Raw genomic sequence first — 23,321 nt, 5'->3', positions numbered from 1 at the left:
ATCGGATCGAAATGGACGCCTCATGGTACGCGACCGGCCTTGATGTGCTCGCGCGCCGACGGTCACGGCGCCGGATCGCCGGATCGCTCGGAGGCCTGCTGGGCCGCCTGGGCGGCCGCGCTGCCCGGCCGCTTGCGCTGCACCCAGCCCTCGATGTTGCGTTGCGGGCCCGCCGACACGGCGAGCGCGCCCGGGGGAACGTCCTCGCGCACGACGGTGCCGGCGCCGGTGTAGGCCCCGTCGCCGACGGTGACGGGGGCCACGAACATGGTGTCCGAGCCGGTCCGCACGTGCGAGCCGATGGTGGTGCGTCGTTTGGATTCGCCGTCGTAGTTGACGAACACGCTCGACGCCCCGATGTTGCTGTGCTCGCCGATGTCCGCATCGCCGACGTAGGTCAGATGCGGAACCTTGGTGCCGGCGCCGATGGTGGCGTTCTTGGTCTCGACGAACGCGCCCAGCTTGCCGTCGGCGCCCAGCTCGGTGCCGGGCCGCAGGTAGGCGAACGGGCCGACCGTGGCGCCGGCCCCGATCGACGACGAGGTGGCGTGGGTGCGGACGACGGACGCGCCGTCACCGACCGCGACGTCGGTGAGCGTCGTGTCCGGCCCGACGTCGCAGCGTCCGCCGATGCGGGTGCGTCCCAGCAGCTGGGTTCCCGGCCGGATCACGGTGTCGCGGCCGATCGTCACGTCGACGTCGATCCAGGTGGTGGCGGGATCGACGACGGTGACGCCGGATAGCTGGTGGGCGGCGACGATCCGCCGGTTGAGCTCTGCGCCCAGCTGGGCCAGTTGCAGGCGGTTGTTGACCCCGGCCACCAGCGCGCTGTCGTCGACGTGCCGCGCGTGGACCGTGAGGCCGTCGCCGCGCAGGATCGCGATGACGTCGGTGAGGTAGAGCTCCTGCTGGGCGTTGTCGGAGCTCAGCCGGCTCAGCGCCGAGCGCAGCGCGGCGACGTCGAAGGCGTAGACACCGGCGTTGACCTCCCGGATCTCGCGCTGCGAGGGCGTCGCGTCGGTGTGTTCGACGATCGCCGTGACTTCGTCGTCCTGCGTGCGCAGGATGCGCCCGTAACCCGCGGGATCGTCGAGCGTGGTGGTCAGCACGGTGGCCGCCGGCCCGGCGGCGGTGTGGCTGGCGACCAGGGCCGCCAGGGTGTCGGCGTCCAGCAGCGGCGTGTCACCCGAGGCGACCACGACGGTGCCGGCATAGTCGTCGGGCAGCGCGGACAGCCCGCAGCGGACCGCGTGGCCGGTGCCCATCGGCCGATCCTGCAACGCGACGTCGATCCCGCGCCCGAGGGTGTCGGCGAGCTCGGCGACCAGCGGCGCGATGCGTTGGTGGTCGTGGCCGAGGACGACGATCAGGTGCTGGGGGGCGACTTTGGCGATGGCGTGCAGCGAGTGCGACAGCATGCTGCGGCCGGCGATGGTATGCAGCACCTTCGGGGTGTCGGACCGCATTCGGGTGCCGGGTCCGGCCGCGAGCACCAGGACCGCGGTATCACCACGAAACGACATTCAACTCTCCTATTGCCCTCGGGGGCGTACGTGCGTGTCGGTACGCCGACACGCCGTTAAGCGTGTCATTTCACGCACGCTCGCGGCAAAGGGCGGTGCCGTTCGGACGCTCCGTCGCCAGGACTCGAACCTGAACTCTCAGAACCAAAATCTGATGTGCTGCCGATTACACCACGACGGATTGCGCCAACAAGACTTTAGACGGTGCGCGGGCCGTCGGCGGCGTCAGGGAAAGCCCGCCCGAGCGGATACCCTGATGGACGTGGCTGCGCTGGACAAGGAGCCGGACAAGGAGGCGCGGGCCCCCCGCGCCCGGATGACCGGGACCGAACGCCGGCAGCAACTCATCGGCATCGCGCGCTCGCTGTTCGCCGAGCGCGGGTACGAGGGCACCTCGATCGAGGAGATCGCGCAGCGCGCCAACGTCTCCAAGCCCGTCGTCTACGAGCACTTCGGCGGCAAGGAGGGTCTCTACGCCGTCGTCGTCGACCGCGAGATGTCGGCGCTGCTCGACGGCATCACCTCGTCGCTGACCAACAACCGCTCCCGCGTGCGGGTCGAGCTGGTTGCGCTGGCGCTGCTCACCTACGTCGAGGAACGCACCGACGGGTTCCGGATCATGATCCGCGACTCGCCGGCCGCGATCAGCTCCGGCACCTACTCCAGCCTGCTCAACGACGCCGTCAGCCAGGTCAGTTCCATCCTCGCCGGCGACTTCGCCCGTCGCGGCCTGGACCCGGAGCTGGCGCCGCTCTACGCGCAGGCGCTGGTCGGCTCGGTGTCGATGACGGCCCAGTGGTGGCTGGACACGCGCGAACCCAAGAAAGAAGTGGTCGCAGCCCACCTGGTCAACCTGATGTGGAATGGCCTGGCCCACCTCGAGGCCGACCCCCGGCTGCAGGACGAATGACGGGCGCTAACCGAGGTCGCGGGCCAGCAGGTCCGCGATCGTTTCGCGGCGGACCAGCTCGCGGGCCCGCCCGTCCCTGACCGCCACCACGGGCGGCCGGCCGACCAGGTTGTAGTTCGACGCCATGCTGTGGTGATAGGCGCCGGTGCAGGCCACCGCCAGCACGTCGCCGGGATTCACGTCGGCAGGCAGCTCGATGTCGCGGGCGATCTCGTCGCCCGCCTCGCAGTGCCGGCCGGCCACGGTGACGCGCTGGCGGGCCGCCCGGGAATGCCGGTTCGCCAGCGCGACGGTGTACCGGGAGCCGTATATCGCTACGCGGGGGTTGTCGCTCATGCCGCCGTCGACGGCCACGAAACTGCGGTCACCCGGCTGCGTCCTCACCGAGCACACCCGATACAGCGTCACCCCGGCCCGGCCGCCGATCGCGCGGCCGGGCTCCACCACGACCGTCGGCCGCGGGAAGTGCTCGGCCGCGCAGGCCTCGTCCAGCGCGTCCTCGATGACGCGTCCCAGCTCGTCGAGGTCGAGCTCCGGATCCCCGGGCATGTAGGGGATGGCGTGCCCGCCGCCGATGTTCAGCTCGGTGAGGATGACGCCGTGCCGGGCGCGGATGTCGGCCATGGCGGCGACCACCCGGCGAATCGCCTCGCCGTAGGGCGCGGCGTCGCTGACCTGCGAACCGAGATGGCAGTGCAGGCCCGCCAGATCGAGGCTGGGATGCGCCAGCACGCGGTTCACGGCCTCGGCGGCGTGGCCGGCAGCCAGTGAGAACCCGAATTTCTGGTCGGCGATGCCGGTCGTGACCGCGCGATGGCCGTGGATGTCGACGTCGGGCGTCACCCGGACGAGCACCGGCTGGCGCCGGCGCGCCGCCCCCGCGAGGTAGGCGATCTCGATCCACGAGTCCACCACGATCCGCCCGACGCCGGCGCGCACCGCGTCGCGCAACTCGTCGGGCGATTTCGCATTGCCGTGCATGACGATGCGCGCCGGGTCCACCCCGCCGGCCACGGCGACGGCCAGCTCACCACTCGAGCAGACGTCGACCCCGAGGCACTCCTCGCGGGCCCAGCGCGCCACCGCGGTCGTCAGCAGCGCCTTTCCGGCGTAGACCACGTCGATGCCGCGCAGCGCCTTGCGGTAATGGCGGGCGCGCCGCCGAAAGTCGGTCTCGTCCAGGACGTAGGCGGGCGTTCCGAACTCGTTCGCGATATCGACCAGGGGTACACCGCCGACGCAGAGGCGGCCCTCGTCGTCGGAGTGGGTGGTGACCGGCCAGACCGCAGGATCGAACCGCCGGGGCACCGCCCGACCCAGGGGCCGCACGAAATCCAGCAATGTCATGGTTACACCGTGCGCCCGAGGAGGACCGGGTGCCGCCCCCCTTGACGAACCTTTGACGGCGCCGGGCCCGATATTGACGTCCTTCGGCGCACCTAGAATGGATTCATCATGACCGCACCGGGGACTGCTCATCCAGAAACCCCGATCGCGGGTCTCGTCGACCTGGCGCTCACCGCGCCGACCTTCCAGCAGCTCATCGATGCGGCGGCGGCCCGGCCCCCCGAGCTGCACCTGGTCGGTCCAGCCAGCGCGCGGCTGTTCGTCGCCAGCGCGCTGGCGCGGTTGGGCCCTTTGCTCGTCGTGACCGCGACCGGGCGCGAAGCCGACGACCTGACCGCCGAGCTGCGGGGCGTCTTCGGTGACGCCGTGGCCGCCTTCCCCTCGTGGGAGACGCTGCCGCACGAGCGACTTTCGCCGGGCATAGACACCGTCGGCACCCGGCTGACCGTGCTGCGCCGGCTGGCCCACCCCGACGACGCCCGGCTGGGTCCGCCTCTGAAGGTCGTGGTGACCGCGGTGCGCTCGCTGCTGCAGCCGATGACGCCGGAGCTGGGCCTGGTCGAGCCGGTCACGCTGACGGTCGGCCAGGAGGTCGCCTTCTCCGACGTGATCGCCCGGCTGGTCGAGCTGGCCTACAGCCGCGTCGACATGGTCGGCCGCCGCGGCGAATTCGCCGTCCGCGGCGGCATTCTCGACGTCTTCCCGCCGACCGCCGAACACCCGGTGCGCATCGAGTTCTGGGGCGACGAGGTCAGCGAGATGCGGATGTTCGCCGTCGCCGACCAGCGGTCGATACCGGAGATCCACGTCGACACGGTCATCGCGGTGGCCTGCCGCGAACTGCTGATAACCGACGACGTGCGGGAGCGGGCGGCCGCGCTGGCCGCCCGGCACTCCGGCGCCGAGCCCGCCATCACCGGGAGCGTCAGCGACATGCTGGCCAAGCTGGGCGAGGGCATCGCGGTCGACGGCATGGAGGCGCTGCTTCCCGTGCTGCGGCCGGGCGAGCACGTGCTGCTGACCGACCAGCTGGCCGAGGGCACGCCGGTGCTGCTGTGCGATCCCGAAAAGGTGCGCACCCGGGCCGCCGACCTGATCAAGACGGGCAGCGAGTTCTTGGAGGCGTCGTGGTCCGTGGCGGCGTTGGGCACCGACGCGCCCGTCGACGTGGCGCAGTTCGGGGGATCCGGGTTCGCCGAGCTGGACGACGTGCGCGCGGCCGCGGCCGGCGCCGGTCACCCGTGGTGGACGCTGAGCCAGCTGTCCGACGAGTCGGCGACCGAGCTCGACATCCGGCCGTCGCCGTCGGCCCGGGGACACCAGCAAGACATCGACGGCATCTTCGCGATGCTGCGCGCGCACGTCACGACCGGCGGCTACGCGGCCGTCGTCGCGCCGGGCACCGGAACCGCGCACCGCGTCGTCGAGCGGCTCGCCGAATTCGAGACACCCGCGGCCATGCTCGAATGTGCCGCGGCGCCCCGCCCGGGCATCGTCGGCGTGCTCAAGGGCCCATTGCACGACGGCGTCGTGATCCCCGGCGCCAACCTGGTCGTCATCACCGAGACCGACCTCACCGGCAGCCGGGCCACCGCCGTCGAGGGCAAGCGGCTGGCGGCCAAGCGCCGCAACACTGTCGACCCCCTGGCGCTGACCGCCGGCGACCTGGTGGTGCACGACCAGCACGGCATCGGGCGGTTCGTGGAGATGGTCGAGCGCACCGTCGGCGGCGCGCGGCGCGAGTACCTGGTGCTGGAGTACGCGTCCAGCAAAAGGGGCGGTGGTTCCGACAAGCTGTACGTCCCGATGGATTCGCTGGACCAGCTGTCGCGGTATGTCGGCGGGCAGGCGCCGGCGCTGTCCAAGCTCGGCGGCAGCGACTGGGCCAACACCAAGACCAAGGCCCGCCGCGCGGTGCGCGAGATCGCCGGCGAGCTGGTGGCGCTGTACGCCAAGCGGCAGGCCAGCCCCGGCCACGCGTTCGCGCCGGACACCCCGTGGCAGGCCGAGATGGAGGACGCGTTCGGGTTCACCGAGACCGTCGACCAGCTCACCGCCATCACCGAGGTCAAGGCCGACATGGAGAAGCCGATCCCGATGGACCGGGTGATCTGCGGCGACGTCGGCTACGGCAAGACCGAGATCGCGGTCCGGGCGGCGTTCAAGGCGGTGCAGGACGGCAAGCAGGTCGCCGTCCTGGTGCCCACCACGCTGCTCGCCGACCAGCACCTGCAGACGTTCACCGACCGGATGGCCGGGTTCCCGGTGACGGTCAAGGGCCTGTCCCGGTTCACCGACCCCGCCGAGTCGCGCGCCGTGCTCGAGGGCATGGCCGACGGCTCGGTGGACATCGTGATCGGCACCCACCGGCTGTTGCAGACCGGTGTGCGCTGGAAGGACCTCGGCCTGGTCATCGTCGACGAGGAGCAGCGCTTCGGCGTCGAGCACAAGGAGCACATCAAGTCGCTGCGCACCCACGTCGACGTGCTCACCATGAGCGCCACCCCCATCCCGCGCACGCTCGAGATGAGCCTGGCCGGGATCCGCGAGATGTCGACGATCCTGACGCCGCCCGAGGAGCGGTACCCCGTGCTGACCTACGTCGGTCCGCACGACGACAAGCAGGTTGCAGCCGCCTTGCGGCGCGAGCTGCTGCGTGACGGGCAGGTCTTCTACGTGCATAACCGGGTCAGCTCGATCGACCGGGCGGCGGCGCACGTCCGCGAGCTGGTTCCGGAGGCGCGGGTGGTCGTCGCGCACGGGCAGATGCCCGAGGAACGGCTGGAACGCACCGTGCAGGGGTTCTGGAATCGCGAGTACGACATCCTGGTGTGCACCACGATCGTGGAGACCGGCCTGGACATCTCCAATGCCAACACGCTCATCGTCGAGCGCGCCGACACCTTCGGGCTCTCGCAGCTGCACCAGCTGCGGGGCCGGGTCGGGCGCAGCCGCGAACGTGGTTACGCCTACTTCCTGTATCCGCCGGACGCGCCGCTGACCGAGACGGCCTACGACCGGCTGGCCACGATCGCGCAGAACAACGAGCTGGGCGCGGGCATGGCGGTCGCGCTGAAGGACCTGGAGATCCGCGGGGCCGGCAACGTGCTGGGCGTCGAGCAGTCGGGGCACGTCGCGGGGGTCGGTTTCGACCTGTACGTCCGGTTGGTGGGCGAGGCCGTGGAGGCCTACCGGGCCGCGGCGGACGGCCAGACGGTCACCACGGCCGAGGAGCCCAAGGACGTGCGGATCGACCTGCCGGTCGACGCACACCTGCCGCCGGACTACATCGCCAGCGACCGGTTGCGGCTCGAGGCGTACCGGCGACTGGCCGCGGCCGCGGACGACGCGGCGGTCGACGCCGTCATCGAAGAACTCATCGACCGCTACGGTCCGCTGCCCGAACCGGCCCTGCGGCTGGTGGCGGTGGCGCGGCTGCGGCTGCTGTGCCGCGCCGCCGGCATCACCGAGGTGTCGTCCGCGTCGGAGTCGACGGTGAAGCTCTCGCCGATGACGCTGCCCGATTCCGCCCAGGTGCGGTTGAAGCGGATGTACCCGGCCGCGCGGTACCGCGCCACGACGGCCACGGTGCAGGTCCCCATTCCCCGGGACGGGGGTGTCGGCGCGCCGCGCATTCGCGACGTCGAGTTGGTGCAGATGGTGGCCAATTTGGTGACAGCATTGCAAGGTGAACCGCAGAAGGACATCGGCATAACTAGTACGGCAACCGCGGCGGCGGGCAGCGAGGGGCGGCGAGCGCCATGATCCGCGGGGGCGACGAGGCAGAACGGAGCGATGAGGTGGAGCGGCGCCGATGATTGTCGTCCTGTTCGACCCCCGCCGCCCGTCGCTGGTCCCCGTCGAAGCCGTCGAGCACCTCGGCGGCGAGGTGGAGTACACCGAGGAGATGCCGGTCGCGGTGCCGTGGTCGCTGCCGGCGGCACGCCTGGTGCACTCCGGGGACCCCGGGTCCCCGGCGCCGGTGCTGCTGTCCTCGGATCCCGAACACCCCGCGGTCACCGCCCGGCTGGCCGCGGGCGCGCGGCTCATCTCGGCGCCGGACACGCCGCGCGGCGACAAGCTGGTCGACGCCGTCGCGATGATGGACAAGCTTCGCACCGCCGGCCCCTGGGAAAGTGAGCAAACTCACGACTCGTTGCGCCGCTTCCTCCTGGAGGAAACGTATGAGCTCCTGGACGCGGTCCGCAGTGGTGACGCCGACCAACTGCGGGAGGAACTCGGAGATGTGTTGCTGCAGGTGCTATTCCACGCCCGCATCGCCGAGGAGGCGCCCCAGCACCCGTTCACCATCGACGACGTCGCCGCCGCGCTGATGCGCAAGCTGGGCAACCGGGTGCCGGGAGTCCTTGCCGGTCAGACCATTTCGCTCGAGGAACAGTTGGCGCAGTGGGAGGAGCGCAAGGCGGCCGAAAAGCCCCGAAACTCGGCCATGGACGACGTCCACACCGGTCAGCCGGCACTGGCGCTGGCGCAGAAGGTGATTGCGCGCGCCGAAAAAGCCGGCATACCCGCCGACCTCATTCCCGCCGACATGACGTCGATCTCGGTGTCCGCCGACGTGGACGCGGAAAGCGCGCTGCGCACAGCCGTTCTGGAGTTCGTCGACACGGTCCGCAACGCGGAGCGGGCGATCGCCGCCGAGCGCCGCGGCGGCGGCGTGCCCGAGGAGTTCGACCTGGCGCCGCGCGGCGCGGTGAGTGAGGAGGAGTGGCGCGCGCACTGGCCGATCGAGAACCAGCGTCCGGTCGACGCAGCGGATGAGGACGGCGCTGCCCCGGGCGAGGAAGCGGATTAAATTGACGGCCCGCGTAACGGTGTGGCAGCGATCAGCGGAATGTTTGCCGCGTTTATGGCACGTCGACGGGTAATATCGCCGGCGAAGTCGGAAATCCAAGCGGTAGAGACCGGTTTGGTTTGCTAGCCAAGGTTGCTGGCAGCTAATCGGCGAGCGGCGCGGGGCGGGGTTCCACCGACGCCTCAGGACCCCGAAGGCGCCGGGCAGGCCCAAATCTCGTGGGACGATGGCGTAGTTGGTGTAGGGGCAGTTTAGGGGAGCTTCAGACAAGCATGGTGTCGCCGAGGCGTTGGTTGCGGGCGGCCGCCGTGGTCGGCGCTACCGCGATGCTGCTGGCCTCCAGTTGCACCTGGCAGCTCAGCCTGTTCATCCCGGAAGGGGTTCCCCCGCCGGCCGGGGATCCTGTGCCGGCCGTGGACACGCACGCCAGCGGCCGGCCCGCGGACCAGCTGCTTGGCTGGGCTCAGCAGCGGTCGACGGCGCTCGAGATTCCGGTCATCGCGCTGGAGGCCTACGCGTACGCTGCCCGGGTGGCCGAGGTGGAGAACCCGAAATGCCACATCGCCTGGACCACGCTGGCCGGCATCGGGCAGGTCGAGAGCCACCACGGCACCTACCGGGGCGCGAAGTTGTCGCCGAACGGAGACGTGAGCCCGCCCATCCGGGGCGTACGCCTGGACGGCAGCGGCGGAACGCTACGCATCGTCGACAGCGAGCAAGAAGTCACCGACACCGACGGTGTGACGCGCGCCATGGGCCCGATGCAATTCATTCCGGAGACCTGGCGGTTGTACGGCGTCGACGCCCACAACGACGGCCGGGTCAGCCCGGACAACATCGACGACGCGGCGCTCGCGGCAGCCGGTTACCTGTGTTGGCGCGGAAAGGATCTCGGGACCGCTAGGGGATGGATAACCGCGCTGCGGGCCTACAACAACTCCGGTGTCTACGCGCGCGCGGTTCGCGACTGGGCGACCGCCTATGCGGCGGGTCACCCGCTGTAGCAGGATGTACCAGGCTTTACGCTAAGGGCGGCCTCGAGGCCGGGACCCAGCTACCAGGCAACTTAGGCAAGGAGAACCCAGTGCCGATTATCGAGCAGGTGGGAGCCCGCGAAATCCTGGATTCCCGCGGTAACCCGACGGTCGAGGTGGAGATAGCCCTGATCGACGGGACGTTTGCCCGCGCGGCGGTTCCCTCCGGCGCGTCGACGGGCGAGCACGAGGCCGTGGAGTTGCGCGACGGCGGCGACCGGTACGGCGGCAAGGGCGTCCGCAAGGCGGTCCAGGCGGTGCTCGACGAGATCGGTCCGGCCGTCATCGGCCTCAACGCCGACGATCAGCGGCTCGTCGACCAGGCCCTGGTGGACCTCGACGGCACCCCCGACAAGTCTCGGCTCGGTGGCAACGCGATCCTGGGTGTCTCGCTGGCCGTCGCCAGGGCGGCCGCCGACTCCGCCGAACTGCCGCTCTTCCGCTACCTGGGCGGGCCGAACGCCCACATCCTGCCCGTGCCGATGATGAACATCCTCAACGGTGGGGCGCACGCCGACACGGCGGTGGACATCCAGGAGTTCATGGTGGCCCCGATCGGGGCGCCCAGCTTCGCCGAGGCGCTGCGCTGGGGCGCCGAGGTGTATCACGCGCTCAAGTCGGTGTTGAAGAAGCAGGGTCTGAGCACCGGTCTGGGCGACGAGGGCGGTTTCGCCCCCGACGTCGCCGGCACGACCGCGGCGCTGGACCTGATCGGTAAGGCCATCGAATCGACGGGTCTGAGGCTGGGCACCGACGTTGCGCTGGCGCTCGACGCGGCGGCCACCGAGTTCTACACCGATGGCACCGGATACAAGTTCGAGGGCTCGACCCGCAGCGCCGAGCAGATGGCCGAGTTCTACGCCGGCCTGCTCGGTTCCTACCCGTTGGTCTCCATCGAAGATCCGCTGTCCGAGGACGATTGGGACGGCTGGGTGGCGCTCACGGCATCGGTGGGTGACCGCGTGCAGATCGTCGGTGACGACATCTTCGTCACCAACCCCGAGCGTCTCGAGGAAGGCATCGAGAAGGGCGTGGCAAACGCGTTGCTGGTCAAGGTCAATCAGATCGGTACGCTGACCGAGACGCTCGACGCCGTGGCGCTGGCCCACCACAGTGGATACCGCACGATGATGAGCCACCGCAGCGGCGAGACCGAAGACACCACGATCGCCGACCTCGCCGTGGCGGTCGGCAGCGGACAGATCAAGACCGGCGCGCCCGCCCGCAGCGAGCGCGTCGCCAAATACAATCAGCTGCTGCGCATCGAGGAAGCGCTCGGCGACGCCGCCCGCTACGCCGGCGACCTCGCCTTTCCGCGCTTCGCTGTGGACGCGAAATAGGGTTGAAATAGCTTGGCGGCCAAGCCCGATCCAAAGCGGCGCTCCCCCGCATCGCGTCCGGGGAAGGGCGGCGACTCGGTTCGGCGCCCGCGTTCGGCCAAGCCGTCGTCGTCGAAGCCCTCGCAGACGGGCGGTCGCGCTCCGACGCGCTCGCTGCAGGAGCATGTCGTCGAGCCCATCAAGCGTCAGGTCGCCGAGTCGGTGGAGCAGCGGTCCGACCAACGGCTGGGCTTCACCGCCCGGCGCGCGGCGGTGCTGGCGGCGGTGGTCTGTGTGCTGACGCTGACCATCGCGGGCCCGGTGCGCACGTACTTCGCGCAGCGCACCGAGATGCAGCAGCTGTCCGCCAGCGAAGCGTCGCTGCGCCGTCAGATCTCCGAACTCGAACAGAAGAAGGGCAAACTCGGCGATCCGGCTTATATCGCGGCCCAGGCCCGCGAGCGGCTGGGTTTCGTGATGCCCGGGGACATTCCATTTCAGGTCCAGCTGCCCCCGACCGCGGCCGTGCCGGCCCAACCCGGTTCGGAGCCGGGCAAACCCACGAAGAACGACCCGTGGTACACCGCCCTGTGGCACACGGTCGCCGACGCGCCGCACCTGCCGCCGGCCCCTCCCGGGGTCCCACCCGCGCCGGCCGAACCGGGCACGCCCGGTTCCGCGCCGCCCGCCGCCCCCGCGCCTGCGGGTCCCGGTGGTTGACCGTGCCGACCTGGAGGCGGTGGCGCGCCAGCTGGGGCGCGAGCCGCGCGGTGTCCTCGACATCGCCTACCGCTGCCCCAATGGCGAACCCGCCGTGGTGAAGACCGCGCCGAGACTACCCGACGGGACGCCGTTCCCCACGCTGTACTACTTGACGCATCCGGTGTTGACGGCGGCCGCGAGCCGCCTGGAGACGACGGGACTGATGCGGGAGATGACCGAAAGGCTGGGCCGGGACGCCGATTTGGCGGCCGCGTATCGGCGCGCCCACGAGTCTTACCTGGCTGAGCGCGACACGATCGAACCGCTGGGTACCACGTTCTCGGGCGGCGGCATGCCGGACCGGGTCAAGTGTCTGCACGTGCTGATCGCCCATTCCCTGGCCAGGGGCCCGGGGTGCAACCCGCTCGGCGACGAGGTGCTGGCAGTGCTGGCCCTTGACCCGGCGATGGACGGGATTCTGGTGCCGGGGCAATGGCGAGCGTGACCAGGCTCGCCGGAATCGATTGCGGCACCAACTCGATTCGGTTGCTGATCGCCGACGCCAGCGACGGGCGGCTGACCGATGTGCATCGCGAGACGCGGATCGTGCGGCTCGGTCAGGGTGTCGATGCGACCGGTCAGTTCGCGCCCGAGGCGATTGAGCGGACCCGCGTGGCGTTGGCCGACTACGCCGGTCTGCTCCGGGTGCACAGCGTCGAACGGGCGCGCATGGTGGCCACGTCCGCCGCGCGTGACGTCGCCAACCGGGACGAGTTCTTCGCGATGACCGCGGACGTGCTGGGTGCGGTGCTGCCCGGGACGGTGGCGGAGGTGATCACCGGTGCCGAGGAGGCCTCGCTTTCGTTCCGCGGGGCCGTCGGCGAATTGAGCGGTGCGGCCGCACCTTTCGTGGTGGTCGACCTGGGCGGCGGCTCGACCGAGATCGTGGTCGGTGGCGATGCCGTGGTGGCGAGCTACTCGGCCGACATCGGCTGCGTCCGGTTGACCGAACGCTGCCTGCACTCCGACCCGCCGACGTCGGACGAGGTGGCGGCCGCACGCGCGGTGGTGCGCGAGCGTCTCGACGTCGCGCTGCGGGTGGTGCCCGTCGAACGAGCACGCACCTGGGTGGGAGTGGCCGGGACGATGACCACGCTGTCGGCGCTGGCCCACAACATGGCGACTTACGACTCTGCGGCGATTCACCTTTCGCGTGTGCCCGGCGGTGACTTGCTGGCGGTGTGCGAGCGGCTGATCGGCATGACGCGGGCCCAGCGTGCCGCTCTGGGACCGATGCACGAGGGGCGGGCCGACGTCATCGCCGGGGGAGCGATCGTGGTCGAGGAATTGGCGCGCGAGTTACGCGACCGCGCCGGCATCGACGAGCTGACCGTCAGCGAACACGACATCCTGGACGGCATCGTGCTGTCTATCTGCGATTAACTGCTCAAGCCCCGGCATACCCCGTGGCGTCCAGCGCCGAGTAGTTGCGCCGACTAGCCACGTCTTGCCGCAACCACTCGACATTCGGCGGGTTCACCTCACGCTTCGAAGCGATATCCCATGCCGGACTCGGTCAGCAGATGCTGGGGATGCGACGGGTCGTCCTCGAGTTTGCGCCGCAGCTGGGCCAAATAAACTCGCAGGTAATGGGTTTCGGTCGCGTACGCCGGGCCCCACACCTCTTTGAGCAGCTCCTCGCGGCCGACCAGCTTGCCGCGATTGCGGACCAACACCTCGAGCATGCCCCACTCGGTCGGGGTGAGGTGCACCTCCACACCGTCCTTGGTGACCTTCTTGGCGGCCAGGTCGACGGTGAACGCGTCGGTTTCCACGACCGGTTCGTCCGTGTCCGACGCGGCCGCGTTGCGCCGCACCGCGGCGCGCAGCCTGGCCAGAAACTCGTCCATCCCAAAGGGTTTGGTGACATAGTCGTCGGCGCCGGCGTCGAGGGCCTCGACTTTGTCCGAAGAGTCGGAGCGCGCCGACAACACGATCACCGGTGCGCTGAGCCAACCACGCAGGCCCGCCAGCACTTCGATGCCCGAAATGTCGGGCAGCCCGAGGTCGAGGATCACCACGTCCGGCTTGTGTTCGGCCGCGGCCCGCAACGCCCCCGCCCCGGTCGCGGCGGTGACGACCTCGTACCCCCGGACGGACAGGTTGATGCGCAGCGCACGCAGGATGTGCGGCTCGTCATCGATCACCAGTACGCGGGTCATGGCGTCCCCTGCGGCGCGGCCAGTTCCACCACCACGGTCAGCCCACCGCCCGGGGTGTCACCGGCCGCGATCGTGCCGCCCATCGCTTCGACAAAGCCCCGCGCAACCGACATGCCCAGCCCGACGCCGGTCGTGTTGTCGTGATCGCCCAGCCGCTGGAACGCCTCGAAGATCTGGTCCTCGGTGCCGTGCGGGATTCCGGGGCCCTCGTCGATGACGTTGATGAGCACGCGATCGCCCACCCGCCCGGCGTTCACCCGCACAACGCAATTGGGGGCGTAGCGCAGCGCGTTGTCGATCAGGTTGGCGAAGACTCGTTCGAGCAGGCCGGGATCGGCCAGCGCCACGGCGTCGCCGACGTCGACCTTGACGCGGTCGATGGCGGACCGGTAGAAGCCGGTGGCGCCCTTGCCGATGCTGACCAACGCGCGCTGCACGGCCTCCTCGAGGTAAACCCGCCGCAGCTCCGGCTGCACGACGCCGGCCGCCAGGCGTGAGGAGTCGAGCAGGTTGCCGACCAGCGCCGTCAGCTGGTCGATCGATTCCTCGATGGTGGCCAGCAGCTCCGCGGTGTCCTCGGCGGAGAAGGCGACGTCCTCGGCCCGCAGGCTGGATACTGCGACCTTGGCCGCCGCCAGCGGCGTCCGAAGGTCGTGGCTCACCGCCGACAGCAGGGAGCGCCGCAGCTCGTCGGCCTGCACGATCGCCTGAGAGCGACTGGCTTCCTTGGCGAGTTCCTCCTGCCTGATCAGACCCGCCGCCTGCTTGGCGACCGCGCTGAGCACCCGCCGGTCACGCGCGAACAGCTTCCGGCCGGCCAACAGCATCCAGAACTCGTCGTCCCCGACCTCGATCGCGGTGTCGGCCGAATCGACGGTGTCGCACGGATCGTTGCCCACGCAGGCGACGACGTAGCTCTTCTGCCCGTTGGCCCGCTCCTCCTCGCTGGGCTCGCGCAGCATGGAAACGGCCCGCTGCGAGTACGTCTCCCGCACCCGCTCGAGAAGCGTCTCGAGGTCGGCGCCGCGCAGCACGGACCCCGCGAACAGCGTTAGCAGTTCGGCCTCCTGCGAGGCACGGCGGGCCTCCCGCGTGCGTTTGGATGCGCCGTCGACCAGGACGGCGACCGCGACCGCGATGAGCAGCAGGACGACTTCGGTCACGGCGGCGTCGGGTTCGGCGATCGTGAAGGTGTATCTCGGGGCGGTCAGGAAGTAGTTCAACAGCAGGCTGGACAGCACCGCCGAAAGGATCGCCGGCGCAACGCCTCCCAGGAGCCCCACGAGCAGCACTCCGACAAAGAACAATGCGCTCTCGCCGGCCGTTTGCAGATACGGATCCAGCAGGGTCACCGCGACGGCGCAGATCGCGGACGGCACGACGACGGCCGCCACCCACGAAACCACCCGCCGCTCATGGGGGGACGGCGCCGCCGCCCTGAACCCGCGCTTGGATTCCTCGTGGGTGACCATGTGCACGTCGATCTTCCCCGACCGCTCGACGATGGTCTGGCCGATGCCCTCCTCGAAGATGCGCGCCCACCGGGGCCGGCGGGAGGTGCCGATCACCAGCTGGGTCGCGTTGTTCTCACGCGCGAAATCCAGCAGGGCGGCGGGCACGTCGTCGCCGACGACGGTGTGCAGTGAAGCGTCGAGGCTATTGGCCAGCTCGCGGATCTTGCTCATCCTGCGTTCGGACAGCCCCGCCAGGCCGTCGCCGCGGACCACGTGCACCACCATCAGTTCGGCGCTGGACTTCGACGCGATGCGAGAAGCGCGCCGCACCAACGTTTCCGACTCAGGCCCGCCGGTGACGGCGACCACGACGCGTTCGCGAGCCTCCCAGACGTCGGTGATCTTGTTCTCCGCGCGATACTTCGACAGCGCGGTATCGACCTGGTCGGCCAGCCACAGCAGCGCCAATTCCCGCAGCGCGGTGAGGTTCCCGCGACGGAAGTAGTTCGACAGGGCCGCATCGATGCGCTCGGGAGCATAAACGTTGCCGTGAGATAGCCTGCGGCGCAACGCCTCGGGCGTGATGTCGATGAGCTCGACCTGGGCCGCCTGGCGGACGATCGAGTCGGGGATCGTCTCCTTCTGCTCGATGCCGGTGATCTGCGCGACGACGTCGTTGAGGCTTTCCAGATGCTGGACATTGACGGTGGAGATGACCGTGATGCCGGCGTCGAGCAGCTCCTCGACATCCTGCCAGCGCTTGGCGTTCTTGCTTCCGGGGGTGTTCGTGTGGGCCAGCTCGTCGACCAGGACGACCTGGGGGTGGCGCGCCAGCACGGCCGGCACGTCGAGTTCGCGGAAGGTGCTGCCCCGATAATCGATGAAACGCGGCGGGATGATCTCGATACCCTCAAGCAGCTCAGCGGTTTTCGTCCGCCCGTGGGTTTCGATGACGCCCGCCACCAGGTCGGTGCCGCGCTCCAGCCGTCGGTGCGCCTCGCCCAGCATCGCGTACGTCTTGCCGACACCCGGAGCCGCACCGAGGTAGATGCGCAGCTCGCCGCGCTTGGGATGGTGGTCGATGGGGCTCACGTCAACCATCATCCACCCTCGCGTCAGCCGGTAACCGGATACTGATGGTCGAGTTGCAGGTTGAGCTGCAGCACGTTGACCGTCGGCTCGCCCAAGAATCCCAGCGCGCGGCCGGTGCGGTACTGAGCCACGACCGCCCGGATCTGATCGGGGCTGACGTGCCGGGCCTTGGCGACGCGGGCGACCTGGATGTCGGCATAGGCCGGTGAGATGTTCGGATCCAGGCCGCTGCCGCTGGTGGTGACCGCGTCGGCGGGCACGGCCGGGTTGGCCGGTGCGGCGCCGCGGATCGGTACGATTTGGCCGATCGAGTAGTCGTCGCCGTACTTGGCGCACTCGACCCGCACTCCCTCGTAGATCGCCAGGAACGGCGTTTGTGTCGACTGGCACGGCTCGTTGACGCTCACAACGCGGGTGGGGGCGACGACGTTGCCGCGGGAGTCGCGGGTGCCGATCACCGACAGCACCGCGCCCACGCCGCCACCGGTGCAGAACGGCCGTGACCCGCTGACGCCCTCGAGTTGTCCCACGGCCGCGCTGCGCGTGCACACCTGCGTCAGCAGGCTCGGCTTGAAGCCCGCGTCCGACGCGGACTTGCCGGCGGCCAATTGCGCCGGGTCGGCGGCGGTGTCGACGATGTTCTCCGGACCCAGGTTGCTCGCGCTCGAGGACAGCGGGTCATAGCCGGTGCCGGCGGCCGACGGACGGCTCTGGAAGTACTGCGGCAGCGGGTTGCCGCTGGAGTCGGTGAACAGCTGGCCGATCAGCCGGCTGCCTACCGGCTTACCGTTGGCCGTCAGCATCGATCCCTCGGCCTTGTCATGCAGGCCCGGCAGCTGCGCGACCAGCCAGATCACCAGCGGGTAGCCAAGCCCGGTGACCACGGTCAGCACCAGCAGGGCGCGCAACGCCGCCCAGTGCAGGCGAATGAAATTGGAATACTTCATGTCAGGACATCCCGGGGACGAATTGGACGATGAGGTCAATGAGCTTGATGCCCACGAACGGGGCGACGATGCCGCCCAGACCGTAGATGTAGAGGTTGCGGCTCAACAGTTTTGACGCGCTGCTCGGGGTGTAGCGTACGCCGCGCAGCGACAGCGGGATCAACAGGACGATGATGATGGCGTTGAAAATCACCGCCGACAGGATCGCCGACTGCGGGCTGTGCAACCGCATGATGTTGATCATGTCCAGCCCGGGGAACAGCGCGACGAACATCGCCGGGATGATCGCGAAGTATTTCGCGATGTCGTTGGCGATCGAAAACGTGGTCAGCGCACCGCGGGTGATCAGCAACTGCTTGCCGATCTCGACGATCTCGATGAGCTTGGTGGGGTCGGAGTCGAGGTCGACCATGTTGCCGGCCTCCTTGGCGGCCGACGTGCCGGTGTTCATCGCCACGCCGACGTCGGCCTGGGCCAGGGCCGGGGCGTCGTTGGTCCCGTCTCCGGTCATCGCGACCAGCTTGCCGCCCTCCTGCTCGCGCTTGATCAGCGCCAGCTTGTCCTCGGGTGTGGCCTCGGCGAGGAAGTCGTCGACTCCGGCCTCGTCGGCGATCGCCTTGGCGGTCAAGGGGTTGTCGCCGGTGATCATCACGGTCCGGATGCCCATCTTCCGCATCTCGTCGAAGCGCTCCCGCATGCCCTGCTTGACGACGTCCTTGAGGTGGATGACGCCGAGCACGGCCGCCTTGCCGCCGCGGGTCTCGCCCACGACGAGTGGGGTGCCCCCGCCCGCGGAGATGCCGTCGACGATCTCGCCCAATTGCATGGGGACGTCACTGCCTTGCCCGCGTACCCATTCGGCGACCGAACTGGCCGCGCCTTTGCGCAGCAGGTGGCCGTCGAGGTCGACACCAGACATCCGGGTCGTGGCGGAGAATTCCACCCAATGGGCATGCGCGAGTTCGCCCGGCGTGCGGGCGCGCAGCCCGAAATGTTGCTTGGCGAAGACGACCACCGATCGCCCTTCCGGTGTTTCGTCGGCGAGGCTTGACAGCTGAGCGGCGTCGGCGAGCTGCTCGGGGGAGACGCCGTCGAGAGGGATGAAGGCGGCAGCCTGCCGGTTGCCCAGGGTGATGGTGCCCGTCTTGTCGAGCAGCAACGTGTTCACGTCGCCGGCGGCCTCCACCGCGCGCCCCGACATCGCGAGCACGTTGCGCTGCACCAGCCGATCCATGCCGGCGATGCCGATGGCCGACAAGAGCGCCCCGATGGTGGTGGGTATGAGGCAGACGAGAAGGGAGACCATGACGATCCCGGTGACCCCATTTGCGTTGAGCGCCTGGGTGTCCGGGACGCCGGGGTTGTTGAGCTTGGAGTAGATCGCCAACGGCTGCAGGGTCGCGACGGCGAACACGAAGATGATGGTCAACGCGGCCAGCAGGATGTTCAGCGCGATCTCGTTGGGGGTCTTCTGCCGGTTGGCGCCCTCGACCAACGCGATCATCCGGTCGATGAAGCTTTCTCCAGGCTTCTGCGTGATCTTCACGACGATCCGGTCGCTGAGCACGGTGGTGCCACCGGTGACCGCCGAACGGTCGCCGCCGGACTCGCGGATCACCGGCGCCGACTCCCCGGTGATGGCCGACTCGTCCACGGAGGCAATGCCTTCCACCACGTCACCGTCGCCCGGGATCACTTGGCCGGCCTCGACCACGACGACGTCGCCCTGTTGCAGCAGCGGCGCCGCTACCTCGTCCTCGACGACCGGGCCGCCCGGTTTCCAGTCCTTGAGCCGCCGAGCCAGGGTTTGAGTCTTGGCTCTACGCAGCGTTTCCGCCTGGGCTTTGCCGCGCCCTTCGGCCACCGCCTCCGCGAGGTTCGCGAAGAGCACCGTCAGCCACAACCACACGACGATCAGCCACGCGAACCATGTTTCGTTGATGATCGCCAACGCGGTGCTCCAGGCGGCGCCGATCTCGACGATGAACATGACCGGGTTGCGCCACAGGGTGCGCGGATCGAGTTTGCGCAGCGCGTCCGGCGTCGACTTCCACAGCATCTTCGGGTCGAGCAAGCCGCCCTGCACGCGTTTGGCGCTGGAAGCGGCTTCCGGCTGCAGCGTCTGCTCAGCCGGATCGATGGTGGTTGCGGTCATGAGTGGATTCCTTCAGCGAGAGGCCCCAGCGCGAGCATGGGCAGGAACGTCAGGGCAACAAGAATCACCGTGACGCCGGCGACCATGCCCACGAACTGCGGCCGATGGGTGGGCAGGGTGCCCGCAGATTCCGGCGTGTGCCCTTGCTTGGCGAGTGAACCGGCCAGGGCCAGCGCGAGGACGATCGGCAGGAACCGGCCGAAGACCATGGCCAGCCCGAGGGCGGTGTTGTACCAGTTGGTGTTCACGCTGATCCCCGCGAAGGCGGAACCGTTGTTGTTGGCCGCGGAGGTGAACGCGTACAGCACCTCCGACAGTCCGTGCGGACCGGTGTTCAGCATCCCCGCTCGCTCGCCGGGCAGCGCCATCGCTATCGCGGTGCCGGTCAACACGATGAGCGGCGTGACCAGGAAATAACTGCCGGCAAGCTTGATTTCGCGGGGATTGATCTTCTTGCCGAGGTATTCGGGCGTGCGCCCGACCATCAGTCCGGCGACGAAAACGGTTATTACAGCGAGGATCAGCATGCCGTAGAGGCCGGAACCGGTACCGCCGGGGGCGACCTCGCCGAGTTGCATGTTGAACAACGCCATCATCCCGCCGAGGCTGGTGTACGAGTCGTGGAACGAGTCGACGGCCCCGGTGGACGTGAGCGTCGTGGAGTCGGCGAACACCGCGGAGTCCGCGATGCCGAACCGCTGCTCGACTCCCTCCATCGCCGAGCCGATCGACGTGGGCACCGTGCCGTGGTGTTGCAGCTGGAACCAAAGCATGCACGTCACGCTGATCGCATAAAGCGTCGCCATGACCGACGCGATTGCGTAGCCCTGCTTGGTGTTGCCGACCATGCGCCCGAACGTCCGCGGCAGCGAGAAGCTGATCACCAAAAGCAGGAAGATTTCCAGCCAGTTGGTCCATCTCGTCGGGTTCTCGAACGGATGCGCCGAGTTCGCGTTGTAGAACCCGCCACCGTTGGTGCCGAGCTCCTTGATGACCTCCTGGCTGGCTACCGGACCGCCGGTGATCGTCTGTTGGGAACCCCCCAGGGTCGTGACGACCTGGTCGTGCAGATGGAAGTTCTGAATGGCGCCACCGGCGACCAGAACGATCGCGCCGATGACTGCAATCGGCAGCAGGATCCGGAAAGTGCCGCGGACCAGGTCGACCCAGAAGTTGCCCAGGTCGCCGGTGCGCTTCCTGACAAACCCGCGCACCAGTGCGATGGCCACGGCGATGCCGACGGCCGCCGAAACGAAGTTCTGCACCGCCAGGCCGGCCATCTGCACGAGGTGGCCCTCCGTCGATTCACCGGAGTACGCCTGCCAGTTGGTGTTGGTGACGAAGCTGACCGCGGTGTTCCACGCCAGCCCGGGCGTCATCTGCGTAGCCGGATCGTGCAGATGCAACGGCAACTTGCCCTGTACCAGCTGCAAGCCGAACAGGAACAGGATGCTGATCGATGAGAACGCCAGGACGCTTCGGGCGTAGGCGCCCCACGTCTGCTCGGAGCGCGCATCGACACCGATCAGTCGGTAGATCGTCCGCTCGACATAGGAGTCCTTCTCCGACGTGTAGACGCGGTACATGTAATCGCCGAGGGGCACATGGACCGCGGCCAGCGCCAAGACGAGAGCGGCGAGGAAGACGATCCCCGCTGTGGTTGTGCTCACTAGAACCTCTCCGGGAACAGCAGGGCGCCCGCCAGGTACAGCGCGAGAACGATGGAAAGCGCCAAGCCGACAATGTTTTCGTAGCTCACAGCCGCTCGACCAACTTCTGAGCCAGCCCGAGCACGGCGAACACCGCGATCGTGAGCACGATGTACACCAACACGCCCATCTTGTCTCCGTTCCGTGCAAGTGGCGGTATACGAAAAGGCCTCGTCGAGTCAGGCCACAGTGCCGTACTCGGAGGCAAGGTCAGCTTGAAACTAGACACGGTTTGTCGGATAGGGCCATTGGTTGACAGTTTCCTAACGGCGGCGACGTGTGCATTTACGCTTCCTTTACGCCTTAGTCGCCGGTCCCGCGGCCGGCCGGTTGAGTCGTTCGTAGAGGGCACGCAACGCGGTGTGCCGACGATCGACGTCGGCGCGATCCGAGTGCTCGGGAACCGATTCAACATTCGCCCGGTGGTTCATGGCCGCTTGATGGATCGGAACCCGCCCGCGTTGGGGATCCGTCGTCTGTTCCATGCTGGTCGTCGAGGCTTCGGGCTGACGGATCATCATCGCCGGCACACCACTGCTGGCTTGGCGAACCTTTTCGCAAGCTCGCTGAACCAGCCGGTCATGGCTGACTTGGTCGGAGCTGACGCCGGTTATGCCGCGATGGTCGCGATGGACTGGGTGGGCGTCCAGACCGGGCGCCATTTTGCGAAGGCAGTCGCCGAGCCAGTCGATGCACGTTAGCGCGGTGAAGGTGTCGTTGTCGGCCGGCGACGGCACCAGAATGGTGATCTCGACGAGTTGGTCTCGAAGGCCACGTCCTGTGTCAGGATGCGGTGCGGTCCGGTCGCCTGGGCGGCGGCCAGATAGTTGGCTACCCGCTCGGCGGCGGTGGCAGGCGGGATCACCGCGTGGGCCTGGGTGGCGACGCGGACCGGCGTCTGATGTCTAATGAACTGCAACTAACCGGTTTTGGAGCCCGGGCGACGGGCCTCGGGTGGCCCCATGGGATATCCGACTGATCGGCACTGATTAGCACGACTGTTTCTGCTGATCGGGTCAGCTGGGACGCCCCGCTCATGGCCGCCGTGTCGACAAGGTGACGTAAATGGTCGGCCGTGGAGCGTATAGATGTTGTTTGGATTAGTTCCGTGCGTCGTGAATCGGGCGTAGACCCAGATTTGTGCGAATAATTGTGCCGCGACACCGTGAACCGGTTGTCCGACAGCCCACCAAGACCCTACCGGCGCTCCCCCGGTGGTGGTCGCGGCTGCTCGACGGCGCCTATCAGTGGGGATCCTTCGATGCCACGGTTGGCAGATACGATGTTCGGCACTACCGGTTGATCGTTTATCCCCCGGGAACCACGACCGCCGATCGGCGGCTGGCGCGGATGTGGCGGGGATGGCCGGCAACCGGCGCCGCGCTGGGATTGCTGGCGATCCTGCTCCTTGGCGGCGCCGCGGCCCCTCCCGATACGGTGCTGAGGTATGCCGTGCTCACCTACATCTCGATTGGGGCGCTGCTCTTCCTGCGGGCCGGGCCACCCCGCGTGCACGTCAGATCCTTGTCGGCCATCCTCTTGCCCGGCAGCGCCGACGCCGGCGAGCGACGCAAATACGCCGAATGGACGCTCGTAGTCAGCATGCTGACCCAAGCCGACCGTGCTCTTAGCAATGGTGCGATTTCGTTGGTCGAACGTGAGGCCGTCTGGTGGGAGGCGTACGACCGTCTCGGGAGGATCGCGCGCGGCTGAAGGGCTTTTCCAGATTCGGCGGGCGCGCAGCACGGCAGCGATTCTGCTGAACATTTGTTCCTACGACGTCGAGATACGGCGCGTCATCTGCAGCACAATGCCGTGGAGTCGATCAATGCCCGCTACCGCCGCGCCCGCGGGCACTTCCCGACTGAACAGGCCCCGATGCAATGCCTGTATCTGGTCACCCGGTCCCTGGACCCGACCGGACGAGGTAAGCCACGATGGGCAATGAGGTGGAAGCCTGCCCTAAACGCGTTCGCGATCACCTTCGCCGACCGATTCCCGGCAGCCGAAACCTACTGATGGAAACCGCCGGAAACACCGTTAGCGAGATAGTCCCGACAGCGGGGTTGACGGCGGCTCAAGTCGAGTGAG

19 protein-coding genes, 1 tRNA gene and 1 pseudogene are annotated in these 23,321 nt (G+C 68.6%); 10 read left to right on the top strand and 11 right to left on the bottom strand.

From position 1 onward, the window contains the following. Positions 1-62: 62 nt before the first annotated feature. Positions 63-1,523 (bottom strand): bifunctional UDP-N-acetylglucosamine diphosphorylase/glucosamine-1-phosphate N-acetyltransferase GlmU, encoded by a 1,461-nt coding sequence (glmU, locus tag G6N56_RS11550; RefSeq protein ID WP_085256642.1) that lies wholly within the window; start codon positions 1,521-1,523, stop codon positions 63-65. Between the two features lie 109 nt (positions 1,524-1,632). Continuing rightward, positions 1,633-1,704: transfer RNA gene (locus G6N56_RS11545), tRNA-Gln, on the bottom strand. 135 nt (positions 1,705-1,839) lie between these two features. Between G6N56_RS11545 and G6N56_RS11540 the strand changes: the two genes are divergently transcribed. Then, on the top strand, positions 1,840-2,433 hold the full coding sequence (locus tag G6N56_RS11540; protein ID WP_142280680.1) for a TetR/AcrR family transcriptional regulator: 594 nt from the start codon (positions 1,840-1,842) through the stop codon (positions 2,431-2,433). Between the two features lie 6 nt (positions 2,434-2,439). Here G6N56_RS11540 and lysA read toward each other — a convergent pair whose 3' ends face one another. Further along, complete coding sequence (lysA, locus tag G6N56_RS11535; RefSeq protein ID WP_085256644.1) at positions 2,440-3,780, bottom strand: diaminopimelate decarboxylase; 1,341 nt, start codon at positions 3,778-3,780, stop codon at positions 2,440-2,442. Between the two features lie 108 nt (positions 3,781-3,888). Between lysA and mfd the strand changes: the two genes are divergently transcribed. From mfd to G6N56_RS11500, 7 genes are all read left to right on the top strand, one after another. Further along, positions 3,889-7,545 carry a transcription-repair coupling factor gene (gene mfd / locus G6N56_RS11530; RefSeq protein ID WP_085256645.1) on the top strand — a complete coding sequence of 1,219 codons (3,657 nt, stop codon included), beginning with the start codon at positions 3,889-3,891 and terminating at the stop codon, positions 7,543-7,545. A gap of 49 nt (positions 7,546-7,594) precedes the next feature. Further along, a complete protein-coding gene (locus tag G6N56_RS11525) occupies positions 7,595-8,596 on the top strand; it encodes a nucleoside triphosphate pyrophosphohydrolase (protein WP_085256646.1) in 1,002 nt (333 codons plus the stop codon). A gap of 275 nt (positions 8,597-8,871) precedes the next feature. Continuing rightward, the gene (locus tag G6N56_RS11520) at positions 8,872-9,600 is read left to right on the top strand and encodes a lytic transglycosylase domain-containing protein (protein WP_142280681.1); all 729 of its coding nucleotides are present in this window, start codon (positions 8,872-8,874) and stop codon (positions 9,598-9,600) included. Between the two features lie 80 nt (positions 9,601-9,680). Beyond that, positions 9,681-10,970: a phosphopyruvate hydratase gene (gene eno, locus G6N56_RS11515; RefSeq protein ID WP_085256648.1), complete on the top strand. Its 1,290-nt coding sequence runs from the start codon at positions 9,681-9,683 to the stop codon at positions 10,968-10,970. Between the two features lie 12 nt (positions 10,971-10,982). Continuing rightward, positions 10,983-11,669 (top strand): FtsB family cell division protein, encoded by a 687-nt coding sequence (locus G6N56_RS11510; protein WP_085256649.1) that lies wholly within the window; start codon positions 10,983-10,985, stop codon positions 11,667-11,669. Beyond that, on the top strand, positions 11,662-12,156 hold the full coding sequence (locus G6N56_RS11505; protein ID WP_085256650.1) for a DUF501 domain-containing protein: 495 nt from the start codon (positions 11,662-11,664) through the stop codon (positions 12,154-12,156). The genes G6N56_RS11510 and G6N56_RS11505 overlap by 8 nt, the downstream gene beginning before the upstream one ends. Then, positions 12,144-13,094, top strand: coding sequence for a Ppx/GppA phosphatase family protein (locus tag G6N56_RS11500; protein WP_085256651.1), 951 nt, complete (start codon positions 12,144-12,146; stop codon positions 13,092-13,094). The genes G6N56_RS11505 and G6N56_RS11500 overlap by 13 nt, the downstream gene beginning before the upstream one ends. A gap of 98 nt (positions 13,095-13,192) precedes the next feature. Here G6N56_RS11500 and G6N56_RS11495 read toward each other — a convergent pair whose 3' ends face one another. The 8 genes from G6N56_RS11495 to G6N56_RS29765 all read right to left on the bottom strand — a co-directional run bounded on the left by G6N56_RS11495 (position 13,193) and on the right by G6N56_RS29765 (position 21,967). Then, positions 13,193-13,873, bottom strand: a complete 681-nt coding sequence (locus tag G6N56_RS11495; RefSeq protein WP_085256652.1) for a response regulator — start codon at positions 13,871-13,873, stop codon at positions 13,193-13,195. Next, the gene (locus tag G6N56_RS11490) at positions 13,870-16,431 is read right to left on the bottom strand and encodes a DUF4118 domain-containing protein (protein WP_085256653.1); all 2,562 of its coding nucleotides are present in this window, start codon (positions 16,429-16,431) and stop codon (positions 13,870-13,872) included. Before G6N56_RS11490 ends, G6N56_RS11495 begins: the two co-directional genes overlap by 4 nt. Before the next feature lie 11 nt (positions 16,432-16,442). Continuing rightward, complete coding sequence (locus G6N56_RS11485; RefSeq protein ID WP_085256654.1) at positions 16,443-17,366, bottom strand: potassium-transporting ATPase subunit C; 924 nt, start codon at positions 17,364-17,366, stop codon at positions 16,443-16,445. A gap of 1 nt (position 17,367) precedes the next feature. Next, entirely contained in the window at positions 17,368-19,521 is a 2,154-nt protein-coding gene (gene kdpB, locus G6N56_RS11480; protein ID WP_163645112.1) for a potassium-transporting ATPase subunit KdpB, read from the bottom strand. Further along, positions 19,518-21,191, bottom strand: coding sequence for a potassium-transporting ATPase subunit KdpA (gene kdpA / locus G6N56_RS11475; RefSeq protein WP_085256656.1), 1,674 nt, complete (start codon positions 21,189-21,191; stop codon positions 19,518-19,520). The genes kdpB and kdpA overlap by 4 nt, the downstream gene beginning before the upstream one ends. After that, positions 21,191-21,280, bottom strand: a complete 90-nt coding sequence (locus G6N56_RS11470) for a potassium-transporting ATPase subunit F (RefSeq protein ID WP_142280675.1) — start codon at positions 21,278-21,280, stop codon at positions 21,191-21,193. The genes kdpA and G6N56_RS11470 overlap by 1 nt, the downstream gene beginning before the upstream one ends. Further along, positions 21,277-21,459 (bottom strand): hypothetical protein, encoded by a 183-nt coding sequence (locus tag G6N56_RS29045; protein WP_211287400.1) that lies wholly within the window; start codon positions 21,457-21,459, stop codon positions 21,277-21,279. Before G6N56_RS29045 ends, G6N56_RS11470 begins: the two co-directional genes overlap by 4 nt. Before the next feature lie 67 nt (positions 21,460-21,526). Continuing rightward, positions 21,527-21,967 (bottom strand): DUF2254 family protein, encoded by a 441-nt coding sequence (locus G6N56_RS29765; RefSeq protein ID WP_085256657.1) that lies wholly within the window; start codon positions 21,965-21,967, stop codon positions 21,527-21,529. 403 nt (positions 21,968-22,370) lie between these two features. On the opposite strand from G6N56_RS29765, the gene G6N56_RS11455 reads away from it, so the two are divergent. Both G6N56_RS11455 and G6N56_RS11450 read left to right on the top strand, forming a co-directional pair. Next, a complete protein-coding gene (locus G6N56_RS11455; protein ID WP_332103357.1) occupies positions 22,371-22,943 on the top strand; it encodes a DUF6611 family protein in 573 nt (190 codons plus the stop codon). A gap of 61 nt (positions 22,944-23,004) precedes the next feature. Continuing rightward, positions 23,005-23,249: pseudogene (locus G6N56_RS11450) on the top strand (transposase); the annotation flags it as partial. Positions 23,250-23,321: the final 72 nt, after the last annotated feature.

This window comes from Mycobacterium saskatchewanense, assembly GCF_010729105.1.
Taxonomy (GTDB): domain Bacteria; phylum Actinomycetota; class Actinomycetes; order Mycobacteriales; family Mycobacteriaceae; genus Mycobacterium; species Mycobacterium saskatchewanense.
The sequence above is the reverse complement of the archived record's forward strand: the minus strand, read 5'-3'. Positions and strand labels throughout refer to the sequence as shown.